Source organism: Evansella sp. AB-rgal1, from assembly GCF_041820985.1.
Classification (GTDB): Bacteria; Bacillota; Bacilli; order Bacillales; family Salisediminibacteriaceae; genus Evansella.
Map to the genome: position 1 here is coordinate 97,100 of NZ_JBGUAU010000012.1, position 13,466 is coordinate 110,565.

The 13,466-nt window shown below is 36.3% G+C and carries 12 protein-coding genes; all 12 read right to left on the minus strand.

Going from position 1 to position 13,466, the window contains the following annotated elements:
* Positions 1–3: 3 nt before the first annotated feature.
* On the minus strand, positions 4–1,296 hold the full coding sequence (gene yfmH, locus ACERII_RS12000) for an EF-P 5-aminopentanol modification-associated protein YfmH (RefSeq protein ID WP_373642595.1): 1,293 nt from the start codon (positions 1,294–1,296) through the stop codon (positions 4–6).
* On the minus strand, positions 1,289–2,575 hold the full coding sequence (yfmF, locus tag ACERII_RS12005; protein WP_373642596.1) for an EF-P 5-aminopentanol modification-associated protein YfmF: 1,287 nt from the start codon (positions 2,573–2,575) through the stop codon (positions 1,289–1,291). The genes yfmH and yfmF overlap by 8 nt, the downstream gene beginning before the upstream one ends.
* A 360-nt stretch (positions 2,576–2,935) precedes the next feature.
* Positions 2,936–5,296 carry an FtsK/SpoIIIE family DNA translocase gene (locus ACERII_RS12010; protein WP_373642597.1) on the minus strand — a complete coding sequence of 787 codons (2,361 nt, stop codon included), beginning with the start codon at positions 5,294–5,296 and terminating at the stop codon, positions 2,936–2,938.
* A 159-nt stretch (positions 5,297–5,455) separates the two neighbouring features.
* On the minus strand, positions 5,456–5,677 hold the full coding sequence (locus tag ACERII_RS12015; RefSeq protein WP_373642598.1) for a YlzJ-like family protein: 222 nt from the start codon (positions 5,675–5,677) through the stop codon (positions 5,456–5,458).
* On the minus strand, positions 5,674–6,414 hold the full coding sequence (locus ACERII_RS12020; protein WP_373642599.1) for a ClpP family protease: 741 nt from the start codon (positions 6,412–6,414) through the stop codon (positions 5,674–5,676). The genes ACERII_RS12015 and ACERII_RS12020 overlap by 4 nt, the downstream gene beginning before the upstream one ends.
* Before the next feature lie 271 nt (positions 6,415–6,685).
* Positions 6,686–7,552 carry a 4-hydroxy-tetrahydrodipicolinate synthase gene (gene dapA / locus ACERII_RS12025; RefSeq protein ID WP_373642672.1) on the minus strand — a complete coding sequence of 289 codons (867 nt, stop codon included), beginning with the start codon at positions 7,550–7,552 and terminating at the stop codon, positions 6,686–6,688.
* Between the two features lie 17 nt (positions 7,553–7,569).
* On the minus strand, positions 7,570–8,784 hold the full coding sequence (gene dapG / locus ACERII_RS12030) for an aspartate kinase (RefSeq protein ID WP_373642600.1): 1,215 nt from the start codon (positions 8,782–8,784) through the stop codon (positions 7,570–7,572).
* A gap of 54 nt (positions 8,785–8,838) precedes the next feature.
* A complete protein-coding gene (gene asd / locus ACERII_RS12035) occupies positions 8,839–9,885 on the minus strand; it encodes an aspartate-semialdehyde dehydrogenase (protein WP_373642601.1) in 1,047 nt (348 codons plus the stop codon).
* Positions 9,886–10,083: 198 nt separating this feature from the next.
* Positions 10,084–10,680 carry a dipicolinate synthase subunit B gene (locus ACERII_RS12040; protein ID WP_373642602.1) on the minus strand — a complete coding sequence of 199 codons (597 nt, stop codon included), beginning with the start codon at positions 10,678–10,680 and terminating at the stop codon, positions 10,084–10,086.
* Positions 10,680–11,579 carry a dipicolinic acid synthetase subunit A gene (gene dpaA / locus ACERII_RS12045; protein WP_373642603.1) on the minus strand — a complete coding sequence of 300 codons (900 nt, stop codon included), beginning with the start codon at positions 11,577–11,579 and terminating at the stop codon, positions 10,680–10,682. The genes ACERII_RS12040 and dpaA overlap by 1 nt, the downstream gene beginning before the upstream one ends.
* A gap of 329 nt (positions 11,580–11,908) precedes the next feature.
* Positions 11,909–12,139, minus strand: a complete 231-nt coding sequence (locus ACERII_RS12050; RefSeq protein ID WP_373642604.1) for a YlmC/YmxH family sporulation protein — start codon at positions 12,137–12,139, stop codon at positions 11,909–11,911.
* An 88-nt stretch (positions 12,140–12,227) separates the two neighbouring features.
* Positions 12,228–13,466, minus strand: coding sequence for a M16 family metallopeptidase (locus tag ACERII_RS12055; RefSeq protein WP_373642605.1), 1,239 nt, complete (start codon positions 13,464–13,466; stop codon positions 12,228–12,230).

Below are 13,466 nucleotides of genomic sequence, written 5' to 3' on the forward strand. Positions count from 1 at the left end.
GCTTCATTCTCCTTTAGGTGTAATAAGGCATTGGCTACTTTGTGTATCCACGACAAAGTGCTCTTCCAATGCCGTTTGTAAATCTTGTTTACTTATAGATTCTAAGACTGGAATCACATCAAAAAGATCCATATCATTAAAACGGTATCTTGTAAATTGGTTTGCAATATACTCTGGTGAATTTAATGAGCGTAGGAAATACCCTATCTTCTTTTTACGAATGCTTTCTAATAGCTCCTCATTTAACTCTTTCCCTTTAAATTCTTCTACCATCGAAGAAATTCTCTCTCCTAGAAGTTCTGGCTTATCAGAATCTCCACCAATCACAGAAAAACCAAACCCGTACTCTCCTGAATAATCAAAGGAAAAAGAATCATCAATTAAACCAGCTTCATAAAGCGTTTGGTAATTTTCACTACTCTGACCAAACATCATTTCTAATAACAATTGAATAGACAGTTCATATGCTAATAAATCTTTTCCTTGTCTATCAGGTTTACGATCCTTAAAGCCAACTAAACATTTCCCTGTATTCACATTCATCGGTATTTTCACTTGTTTTTCGTGAACACCCTCTGGTTCTTCGTCAAAGAAACGGTCAATCTTTTCGGGCTTGGAAAATTCTTTCCCAGCTTGATTCTCTCTAATAAATTGTATGGTTTCTTCTGGATTTAAATTACCAACTACAAAAAACACCATGTTACTAGGGTGATAAAATGTTTCGTAGCACTTATAAAGCATCTCTTTTGTAATTTCGTGTATGGATTTTACTGTTCCAGCAATATCTATTTTTACTGGATGTTTTTCAAACATACTTGCAATTAATCCAAAATAATTTCTCCAGTCAGGATTATCCTCATACATTTTAATTTCTTGTTCAATAATTCCCTTTTCTTTTTCCACTGATTCATCTGTGAAATATGGCTTTTGGACAAAATTTAAAAGAGTTTCAAGGTTTTCCTTTAAGTTCATCGTACTTGAAAACAAATATGCTGTTCTCGTGAAGCTTGTAAATGCATTGGCAGATGCCCCTTGCTTACTAAAAAGCTGAAACACGTCTCCTTCTTCATCTTCAAACAGCTTGTGCTCTAGGAAATGTGCGATACCATCTGGCACTCTTAGCGCTTCTTTTTCACCTAATGGAGTAAAGTTATTATCAATAGACCCATATTTCGTTGTAAAGGTAGCGAAAGTCTTATTAAAACCTGGTTTTGGTAAAACATATACCTGTAAGCCATTAGGAAGTTCTTCGTGGTATAACGTTTCTTGTAGTTGATCAAATGTTACTTTATTCATTTGATGACTCCTCCTTCCCCTTTAAAAAATACACGGTGTCAAGTTGCAATTTTTTTGCAACTCGAATAATATCTTCTTTTTGCACTTTATCAATTTCATCCATCCATCTATCAAGTGGTCGCTTTGTGGAGGAAAGCAGATTATGATATTCAAGCTCAACAATACCACGAGGTACATCCATTGTTTCTAATAATTGATTTTTTAGAACTGCTTTTGTTTGTTCTAAATCTTGATCTGAAAAGTTACCTGCTTTCATTTCTTCCATTTGTTCGAAGATAATTTTCGTTGCAGCATCATATTTGTCAGTCTCAATACCAGACATAACAATAAGTAGTCCTTTATGACTTTCCACTCGTGAAGCTGCATAGTAAGCTAAACTCGCTTTCTCTCGAACATTGATAAAGAGTTTTGAATGAGAGAAACCACCAAAAACTCCATTAAAAAGCTGCAGTGGAAAATAGTCTTCATCTGAATAAGTGATATTGGTTCGATAACCAATATGTAATTTTCCCTGTTGGACATCTTGTTCTTCTTTGATTTCTTTCGAATCTCTTTTTAAATCAAAAGGCTTGTTTTCAAAAGCCAACTCACGTTGTGGAAAACTAGTTAATCCATGAAAGTGCTTTTCAATCACCTTTTTCATATCACTTTCGTTTACATCTCCTACGATAAATAGATCCAGTTGATCTTTTGAGAGCGCTTCTTGATAGTAGCTATATAATGCTTTCTCATCTATTTCAGGAAGATCATTTGCATCACCAAGAACAAATAGACCGAATGGCTCTTCTTCGCACATTTCTTCTGTTAGCCGCTTGTTTGCAAAACGCATTTTATCGTCATAAACCGATGAGAGCTTTTGATTCAGAGTTCGCTTTTCTCCCTCAACAATTGTAGAATCGAAAGAATCTTCCGTTGTTTTAGGCTGTAAGATTACAGATGAAAATAACTCTATTGCCCTCTCTAGTAAAGGTCGATCATCGGATAAAAACTTTTCATTTGCTACTTCCATTTTGAACGACATCATATGGTTTTCACCTTTTTTTGACACATCCACATTTAATGTGGCTCCATATAGCTCATCTAATGATTGGCGAATTTCTTTTCTAGATGGATGGTTTTTCGTTCCACTTTGTAGTACATATGGAAGAAGCGCACGCTTTGTAACTGTTTCTTTTGTTAATGGAGACCGCATGTGAAGTACTAATGTATTGGTTTTGTACGTCGTGGAAGGCAATACATGTACATGTAACGGGCCAACCGAAAATGTTTGTAATTTCAATGAAATTCCCTCCTTGTTATTCCTATCATTATCATACCTAATCCGTCGTTAGTTTATGTTTTAAAATTTTTCGGTCTAGTATATTGTAACGAATCAAAGTATATAAAAGCAATTTTTGGAATAAGAGGGATATATGACTAACATATAAGAACAAGAGATTTTATCCAAGGGGAGACTTCCATGGAAGAGCGACGGAGTCAGTCGTGAGGAGGATCGGCAACTCCCCACAGAAAAGGGAGTGGGCAGTAGGGAATGGAATACAAACAACAAAGTTAGTATTCCATATTGTCTGATACACGTATTTTCAGGGTAGACAAAAAAATGACCAGGGTTTTATAACTCTAGTCATTAGAATATAGCTTATTGCGACGAAACCTCTTGTTCATCCGTCTTAGCAATCAAAACCTCTCTCGGCTTACTACCTTCATATGGTCCAACGATACCTCTTGCTTCCATTTCATCAATCAATCTTGCAGCACGAGTATATCCTATTCGGAAACGTCGTTGGAGCATCGATACAGAAGCTGTTTGCATTTCGACTATTAATTGAACCGCATCTTCATAAAGATCATCTTCCACTTCATGAGTTGAGATATCTTCCCCTTCTTGCGGCATCATTTCTTCTGCATATTGAGCTTTTTGTTGTTCGATACAGTGATCTACTACTCTTTCCACCTCTTCATCAGATAAAAATGCCCCTTGTATACGCGTAGCCTTGTTTGCACCAACAGGCAAAAATAGCATATCACCTCTACCTAGTAATTTTTCTGCTCCATTTCCATCAAGGATCGTACGCGAATCCGTTGAGCTTGAAACACCAAAGGCAATACGAGATGGAATATTCGCTTTAATAACACCCGTAATAACATCAACGGAAGGCCTTTGCGTTGCAATAATTAGATGGATTCCTGCAGCCCTTGCCATTTGCGCTAATCTAGTAATGGAATCCTCTACATCGTTGGAAGCAACCATCATTAAATCCGCTAGCTCGTCCACAATAACGACAATATAAGGCAATGGCGGATGTTGTTCACTTTCATCCCTTTTTTCATTTTCACGTTTTACATAATTATTATATCCTTCTATATTTCTAGTTCCTGAATAAGCAAACAATTCGTATCGTCGTTCCATTTCATTTACTACTTTTTTTAATGCCTGTGAAGCTTTTTTCGGATCCGTTACAACGGGAGAAAGAAGATGTGGAATCCCGTTATATATATTAAGCTCTACCATTTTAGGATCAATCATCATTAGTTTTACTTCATGTGGTTTACTACGCATTAATATACTAACAACTATTCCATTAATACAGACACTTTTCCCACTACCTGTTGCTCCTGCTACAAGTAAATGAGGCATTTTATTTAGTTCTGCTATAACTGCATCACCAGAAATGTCTCGACCTAATGCAATTGCTAATTTATTTTTATTATCTTTCATTGTTTGCGATTCTAGTACTTCTTTTAACGTAACCAGGGCTACCTCTTGGTTTGGAACCTCAATACCAATAGCAGATTTCCCAGGAATAGGTGCTTCCATTCGTATATCCTTTGCAGCTAATGCTAACGCTAAATCATCTGTTAGATTTACAATTTTGCTTACCTTTACCCCAACACTAGGATATACTTCATATTTTGTAACAGAAGGACCTAAATGTACTTTTGTTACTTTCGCACTTACCCCAAAGCTTTCAAGCGTTCTTTCTAATTTTCGAGCATTCTTTGATAACATAGAATGCTCCCTTGTTTGATTTGCTTTTACAGGACTTGCTAATACATCTAAAGGAGGCACTTCATATAATTCATTTTCCTTTGCACTTACAACTAATGACGTTGTAGTAACTGGAACCTCTAATTCTTCCCTTTGATCTATCGTTACTTCCTCTTTAGGTTTTTGTAATGCAGACGATTCAACATCGATTACTTCCGCTCCACCAATAGTGGTATTAGTTTCTTGATATGCTTTTGTGGAAAAATCATAGATAATCGGTTCTTCATTAGGTTCAATAGCCGTTTGTTCTAGAGGTGGTTCTAAAGATGCTTCTTTTCTTTCACGTTTTTTCTCTTTTGATTTTTCCCATATGCCATTGATAAAAGATACGGCTTCTTTCCATTCCTGAATCAACCAATGCTTCATTTTTTGTAAAACAGAAGCGGAACCGCCCCCACCTTTTCTGATTATTTCCATGAAAGACTTTCCTGTAATTAACACTCCAGAAGTAATGATAAGACCAATGGCAAAGATAGGAGTTCCCTCTGTGGAAAAGAGAAAATGTGAGAATGCAAAACCAAATGCACCTATCATCCCTCCACCTAAATCATCAATAATTGCATTATCTTGAAGCTGTAGCCAAAATAAATGCCATGTATTTCGGATGACTGAATGATCCATAAATTCTGTTTGGGATGATAATTTATCAAACAAACTTACGTGACTGAATAATGCAAAAGAAAAAATTAATAAGTACACACCAATGAGTCTTCTTGTCCAGATAAAGGGAGTCTCTCTTTTTATCATCAAGTACAGGGCAAAACTTAATAGCCCTATTGTTAATGCAGCATGCCAACTACCTAGAAAAAAACGAAATAATTGAACAAGACCCTCTCCCACAATTCCTAATCTTGCAAATGTTATAAAAGAAATAATAAGTAAAAACAACCCTACTAATTCATAGGTAAGCTGTTTTTTCCACTTTTCCTTTTTTCGGCTTTTTCGAGCCATGAAAGACCACCTCAATTTTATTATCTAAAAGGCGTTAATACTATGTATTGTTACATAAAAGGAAGAAGCAGCCGAGCATACGGCTGCTGTCTAACGAACGCTTGTTTTCATTATTATAGCATAAAATGTCTCTTTTTTGCTACATAAGGAAAAATTTCATTATTGTTTCGTGAAATATTCTCCAGGGTTGTATTTATTTTCTAAGTACATATTAGGATCTGTAGAGAATAAGCGTACAATTTTATACTGTAAACCATATTCTCCTTCTTCTTTTTCAAGTAAAAGCTGACCCCCAGGAATGTCGACCATCTCCTGCCTAGAGAAATCCTTCTCATCGGTAGGAAATATTGCTTCTTGATTTACATACGTGTATAGAATCATTGGATAACATCTCCATTAGGATGCATTTTCTTATTTTGATCAATTAATTCATTAAGCTTAGATAAAGCCTGGCCAATTCCACCCACCTCATTAATCAATCCATAAGAAACTGCGTCCTTCCCTATTACATTCGTACCAATATCTCTCGTCAAATTACCTTTTGATAACATTAATTCTTTAAAGTTTTCTTCCGATATTCCAGAGTGTCTAGTTACAAAATTTATTACTCTGTCTTGCATTTTATCTAAATATTCGAAGGTTTGTGGAACACCAATTACTAAACCTGTTAAACGAACAGGGTGAATTGTCATCGTAGCTGTTTCTGCAATATAAGAAAAGTTTGCAGCTACAGCAATAGGAACTCCGATGGAATGACCCCCACCTAATACTAATGTTACCGTAGGCTTCGACATAGAGGATATCATCTCCGCTAAAGCTAGACCAGCTTCCACGTCACCACCAACAGTGTTTAATATTATTAATAAACCTTCTATTTTAGGGTTTTGTTCTGCAGCTACAAGCTGTGGAATAATATGCTCATACTTTGTTGTTTTATTTTGAGGTGGTAATTGCATATGCCCCTCAATTTGACCGATAATTGTTAACACATGAATATTTGATTGCTCCATTTGAGGTACATTTGTTTGACCTAACTGTTGAATCTTTTCAATAATGCCAGATCCCTTTTGATCTTTACCTTGGTCTTGGTTAGGGTTCGGTTGTGGATTTTCATTCATAAACGAGCCACTCCTTTCGCTCATAGTATGATAAGAAAAAAGAGGAAGTATACAATAAAAGAACTGAGCGGATCCGCACTTCAATTTTTAGCTAGTTGGGAGTGCTTTCCTTTTAATATGGTATTGGTTTACGAAATGTTGTAGATAGATAAAAATGAATGATTCTCATTTCTGGTTACTTAAAATAGTTCTAGAAAGATAGGAGAAGACCACTGAAAAAGATGATATCCTTTTCAATGGCCTTCTAAACAAAAATAGATATTTATTTGGTTTACTTAATAAGTGAAGCTAGTAAGTTTCTTTCTTCTGACGTGAGAGGAACTAATGGTAAACGTACGCCCCCCACATCTAGACCTTTTAGCTGTAGAGCTGTCTTCACAGGAGTAGGACTTGGTGCCATAAAAATACCTTTTATTGTTGGTAATAGTTCTTGGTGAATTTTGGATGCTTTCTGGGTATTACCACTAAAAAAGGCGTCAACCATTTCCTTTATTTCATTCCCTACAATATGACTAGCGACAGATACTATCCCGGATCCTCCTATAGATAAGACAGGAAGTGTAAGGGAGTCGTCTCCAGAATATAAGTGAAAATCATCACTCGTATTCGCCAGGATGGCAGTCATTTGCTCAAGGTCACCACTTGCTTCTTTTACTGAAACAATATTATTTATCTTAGATAACGCTATGACCGTTTCAGCATTTAAATTAGAGACCGTTCTACCAGGTACATTGTAAATCATGACAGGTAAATAGGTTTTTTCTGCAATTGTCTTAAAGTGTTCATACATACCTCTCTGTGATGGCTTATTATAGTAAGGTGCGACCAGCATGATCGCATCCACACCTATTGTCTCTGCTTTTCTCGTTAGTTCCACAGAAGCATACGTGTTATTAGACCCTGTTCCTGCAATTACAGGGATTCGTCCGTCTACAACTTTTACAACATGACGAAATAAAGCTAATTTCTCTTCGTTTGATAATGTTGGCGATTCCCCAGTTGTTCCAGAAACAACAAGACTGTCCGTACCGTTTTGAATTAAATACTCAACTAATATGGACGTTTTTTGAAAGTCAACATTACCTTTTGAATCGAACGGTGTAACCATTGCGGTGACAACGCGGCCGAAATTCATGATAACCCTCTCCTTTGATATTATCTCTCTAGTTGAAAAATCGAGTGGAGAGCATTGACAGCGTTAATCATATCCTCTCCTCTTACTAATACCCAAATTGTTGTATGAGAATCGGCAGATTGGAGAATTGGAATGTTTTTACTCGTTAACGCTTCAACGATTCTTGACGTTACTCCGGGTACACCTGTCATTCCTGCGCCAACAGCAGAGACTTTCGCACAATGCTTTAATACTTTTGGTTCCAAGTTCAAGCCTCTTAAAATAGAGATTGCATGGTCCGCTACATCATCACTAACAGTATAAACGACACCTAAAGGATGGATATTAATAAAGTCAACGGAAATCCCTTCATTTGCCATCGCTTTAAACACTTTATACTGAAGGTCATAATCACCGTTTTCAGAAAACACTTTAATTTGTGTCACATTGCTAACATGTGCTATTCCTGTAACCGCGCGTTCCACTACATCTCTTCCAACGTCTTGTGACGTACTTGACGTAATAAGAGTTCCGAGATCATCTGAATTTGTTGACCGAATGCGTATTGGGATCTTTGCTTGCATCGCAACTTCCACAGCACGAGGATGGATTACTTTTGCACCTTGGTATGCTAAATTACATATCTCGTTATATGTGACAACACTTAAAGGTCTTGCATTATCAACAATACGAGGATCAGCAGTCATCACACCGTTAACATCCGTAAATATATCCACAACCTCTGCTTTTAATGCTGCGCCTAACGCTGTAGCGGAAGTGTCACTCCCACCTCTGCCTAACGTGGCAGTTGTACCTTTTGGTGTTTCTCCTTGGAAACCAGTTACCACAGTTACGTCATGGTACTCTAATTCATTGATAATTCCTTCGACTTTCATTTCCATTATTTTCGCATTAGTATAATCTTCATTTGTTCGGAACCCTGCTTGAGCCCCTGTCATGGCTAATGATTTAATCCCTTTTTTATTCAATAAGTTTGAAAAAACTACAGAAGAAATCGTCTCGCCACATGAAGCTAATAAATCAAGTTCTCTTTTTGACACATGACTTTTTATCCCATCAACTAACTGCAATAACGTATCTGTGGCATAAGGATCTCCCTGACGGCCCATCGCAGATACTACAACGACGACCTTATAACCGTTTCTTAACGCTTCACCAACATGGTCTGCTGCTCGGTCACGAAGTTCTTCCTTTCCTAAAGATGTTCCACCAAATTTTTGGACTACGATTTTCATCTTTTTCCCTCATCCACCTTTATATGCTAATAGGAATATATCTTTAAGCTATTATTATTTCAATAAACCTAATTTTGCTAAAGAAAAGGCAATTTGAACAGAGTTCAAAGCAGCACCCTTCAGTAGGTTATCTGCTACAATCCAAAGGTGAAAGGCATTATCTTTATCTAAATCATTGCGAATTCTTCCAACAAAAACATCGTCTTGCCCTGCTGCTGTTGTTGCCATTGGATATAATTGTTCACTTGGATTATCCTGTAAGGTAATCCCTTGTGCAGAATGAAGTAATTCCTTTATTTGAGATACTGAAATTCCTGTCTTTTCAACTTCAATATAAACCGATTCTGAATGACCAGTTTCCACAGGTAAACGAACACACGTAGCAGCAACCTGCATAGAGTCATCGTGCATGATTTTTTTCGTTTCATTTATCATTTTCATTTCTTCAAATGTATATCCGTTCTCTTCAAACTTGTCGATTTGCGGAATCGCATTAAACGCAATCTGATAATGCTTTTTGTCTCCACCTACTGGCAAAATTTCTGCCTTTACCTCTTGTTTATTCAACACCTGCTGTGTTTGTTCATACATTTCATCAATTGCTTCTGCTCCTGCACCAGAAACTGCTTGGTACGTTGAAACGATAATTCGATTTAAGCCAAATGCTTTACGAATTGGTTCTAATGCAACTACCATTTGAATTGTAGAGCAATTCGGATTTGCAATTATTCCATTATGCTCCTTTAAATCTGCTTCATTTACCTCTGGAACAACTAATGGTACATTTGGATCCATTCGGAAAGCACTTGTATTATCTACTACGATTGCTCCCCTTTTAACCGCTTCTGGTGCAAGTGCCTTTGAAACAGATCCACCTGCACTGAATAACGCTAATTGAACGCCTTCGAATGATTCCGGTGTTGCCTCCTCTACCGTTACTTCCTCACCCTTAAATAAAACTTTTTTTCCAGCTGAACGTTTCGAAGATAATGGAAGAATAGAAGCTACTGGAAATTCTAATCTTTCAAGCGTTTTTAACATTTGTTGTCCTACTGCACCAGTTGCACCTACAACCGCTACACGATATCCTTGCTGACTCATAAAACAAAAACCCCTTTCAATACACTAAAATAGATTCATTGCCTTCTGTTTTTATTACTTGATACTCAGATAAAAAACTATTTATGAAAAAACATACGTAGTTAAGGGAAAAACCTTAACTACGAGAAAGCACATGATTAGTAAGCTTATTTTATCTTACTATATATATCTATTTTAGCAAAGTTTCTGTTTTAATTGCTATTCTTCTTTATATCTTTCTATTAAAACTGGTTGGTATTGCTCATGATTTAGTGCAGACTCTATTGTTTCAGGAATTTTTGTCATATCAGCTACCAACGAATTTGGCTTTTTGAAAGGGTGATCTTGCCCAAATGGAACAAAATATATATTTTTTGTGGACATTAATTTCATAATATTTACTCCATTAAGTCCTAAAGCATCGTTAGTTGATATAGCAACAACTACTGGTTTTCCTGTACGAAGAGTTGCCTTCGCCCCCATTAATACAGGAGAATCTGTTAGTGCATTTGCTAGTTTGCTTGTAGAATTACCTGTCATTGGGGCAATTAACATACAATCTAATGGTGTTTGTGGTCCGAAAGGCTCTGCTTTAGGAATAGTATCTACTAATGGTTCATCAGTAATCTCTTGTATTCTTTCTAGCCAATCTGCACTTTTACCGAATTTTGTATCTGTAGATTGTACTGTATAGCTTACAAAAGGAGTGACACGTGCACCCGCTTTTACTAACTGTTCCATGACTGGCATAACCTCTTCGTACGTGCAGTGCGATCCTGTTAACCCAAAACCAATATGTTTTCCTTTGAGTGACATCAACTTTTGCCTCCTTTATTTTCCCTGTGCTCCATTAACAATGTTGATAGCACTTTAGCAATAATTTGCCCTGCTGTTTTTGGGGCAACGATACCAGGTAACCCTGGTGCCAATAAAGCTTTTATCCCTCTTTTTTCAGCATAACGGAAATCTGTTCCTCCAGGTTTCGATGCAAGATCAACAACGAGTGTATGTGAAGGCATTCTCGATAAAACATCCACTGAAAGAACTTTTGCTGGAATGGTATTAATTACTACATCTGCATTTTTCACACGTTTAGGTAACTCATTCACAGAGTAACTAGGCATCTGCATTTCTAATGCTCTTGCTCGCAACTCTGGTTCATTCGCAACAACTTCCACATTTGCACCTAAGTTTTTCAACGTTCTCGCAACCGTCATTCCCACTCTACCAAGGCCAGTGACAATAATGTTTGAACTATGGATGGTGATGTCTGTATTTTGAATAACCATCATAATCGTTCCTTCTGCAGTTGGAACAGAATTATATATTGCCACGTCATCTCTATTCATTAATTCAACTAAATCACGATTTGCATTTGTAGCCATTGATTTTAATACATCATTTGAAATACCAGTAAATATTTTCATGTGCTTTGGTGTCTTTTCAAGCCAATTCTCAGGAAAGAGAATTTTTTCACCTGAAAATATGGATTCAATCTCTCCATCTTCGTTCATACCACTTACTGGAAGTATGATGGCATCTAACGTTTCAGAAGATAACGTGTGAAATGTTTGCTTTTTCGCACCAACAAATCCATCATCAAGCTGATCGAATCCGATGAGAGATAGTTTCCCATCTAATTCTGAAAGTTTTCTAATTATTTCAAGCTGTCTAGCATCCCCGCCGATAATTGCAATGTGCATATCTGTTAACACAACGATATTCTCCCCTTCCTTACTTTTCATTTTTTTAAGGGGGAACTTGCTTGCGATGTTTACCTCACAACATATTATGTGAATGCCTTAGTACGTGTGAAACGTGGACAATCAGTTAATTAATTAATATTAGATAAATTTAGATTATCGCCAGTTTCTAATGGAGAAAGCCTTCCTTTTTCTTATACTTTAATCCTTTGAGGGAAACTTTCTTAAAGTATAAAAAAAGCACGCGAAGATTAAATCGCCTGCCTTATTTCTAAAAATATTCTATTTATATCTTTAACAATTGTGCTTGTTTACCAGTTATTACATAATAATTAACCTATTCAAACTTCAATAATGATCATATCTTGACCTATTTTCTTAATTTGTTTCCAATATACAGTGACTTCTTTTTCACGCTTTCCTAATCCAAACCATTTTAATGTTGGAATAACAAAAGCTTCAATTTGACCATTTTTTTCATCAATGAGTAAATCTGTCTGACCTAGAACACCTAAACGTTCCCCTTTTTGATAATCGATGATTTCCTTATTACTAATCTCACTTAATCGCACCTTTACCCTCTCCTCCACAGACCTTTTCTCTATACTATGAAAAAGCAAAAAAAAACATGCCCTACGGGGACATGTTTTTCGATATTTTTTAATGTACTCCTTTTGGTAATTTACCATCTGGGCTAATAAGGGTTAAGGAATAATCTTGTGAAAATATCTTTTCACTCGTATCTTGTATCATGTCAAGCGTCACCTTATCAATTGCATCAATTATCTCATCCAATGATCGATGCCGTCCTAATAATAATTCATTTTTCCCATTCCGACTCATACGACTATTTGTACTTTCTAGGCCCAACATAAGACTACCTTTTAGTTGTTCTTTCCCGTTTGTAAGCTCTTTTTCGGTCATACCACTATCACGCATTTTTCCTATTGTATCCATTAGGATTTCAAACAGTTGATCCAAATGTTTTTGAGCCGTACCAGTATATACGGTTAACATACCAGTATCATGGAAGGAAGAATGGTAGGAGAATACAGAATAAGCTAAGCCCCTTTTTTCTCGAACTTCTTGGAACAGTCTACTACTCATACTCCCACCAAGTGTATTATTTAATAAAATTAAACTATAGATTTGTTCATCACTTAACGGAAACCCTTCAAATCCAAGACATAAGTGGGCTTGTTCCGTATCTTTCTTTCTTGCTATACGATCAGAATTAAAAGAAGGTTTTACGAGAGTTTTGGAGCCACTCCCTTTTTTCATCTTTGAAAAAACTTCTTGAACATACTCTACAAATCCTTCTGATACATTTCCACAGATAGATATGACAACATTATCTGCATTATAGTATTGTTCCATATAGTTAATTAAAGATTGCGAGGAAAATTGTGATAACGTCTCTTCCGTACCTAATATAGGATAACCTAGAGGGTGATCACCAAAGCTCGCTTTACTTAATAAATCATGAACGATATCATCAGGTGTATCCTCATACATTTTTATTTCTTCTAAAACAACACCTTTTTCTTTATCTAGTTCATTTTTATCAAACGTGGAATGGAAATACATATCTGCTAGAACATCAACAGCATGCTTCGCATGGTTATCTAAAACCTTTGAATAATAACAAGTATATTCTTTCGATGTAAAGGCATTGACATGTCCACCAATGGAATCAAATGATTCTGCAATTTGTTGGGCGGTTCTTGATTTCGTTCCCTTAAAGAACATATGCTCAAGAAAGTGCGATACACCATTTTCTTGTTTCGATTCAAATCTTGATCCTGTTCCAATCCATATTCCAATAGCTACAGATCGAACAGTTTTATTCGGTTCAAAAACAATTCTTAAACCGTTATCTCCTATAAATCGCTTAATCAC

Excerpts from the sequence above, each read along its gene's own strand:
- ACERII_RS12010 (WP_373642597.1), bottom strand. The coding sequence starts at position 5,296 with ATGGCTCGAAAAAGCCGAAAAAAGGAAAAGTGGAAAAAACAGCTTACC.
- asd (WP_373642601.1), bottom strand. The coding sequence starts at position 9,885 with ATGAGTCAGCAAGGATATCGTGTAGCGGTTGTAGGTGCAACTGGTGCA.
- yfmH (WP_373642595.1), bottom strand. The coding sequence starts at position 1,296 with ATGAATAAAGTAACATTTGATCAACTACAAGAAACGTTATACCACGAA.
- ACERII_RS12040 (WP_373642602.1), bottom strand. The coding sequence starts at position 10,680 with ATGTCACTCAAAGGAAAACATATTGGTTTTGGGTTAACAGGATCGCAC.
- ACERII_RS12015 (WP_373642598.1), bottom strand. The coding sequence starts at position 5,677 with ATGATTCTATACACGTATGTAAATCAAGAAGCAATATTTCCTACCGAT.
- dapG (WP_373642600.1), bottom strand. The coding sequence starts at position 8,784 with ATGAAAATCGTAGTCCAAAAATTTGGTGGAACATCTTTAGGAAAGGAA.
- ACERII_RS12020 (WP_373642599.1), bottom strand. The coding sequence starts at position 6,414 with ATGAATGAAAATCCACAACCGAACCCTAACCAAGACCAAGGTAAAGAT.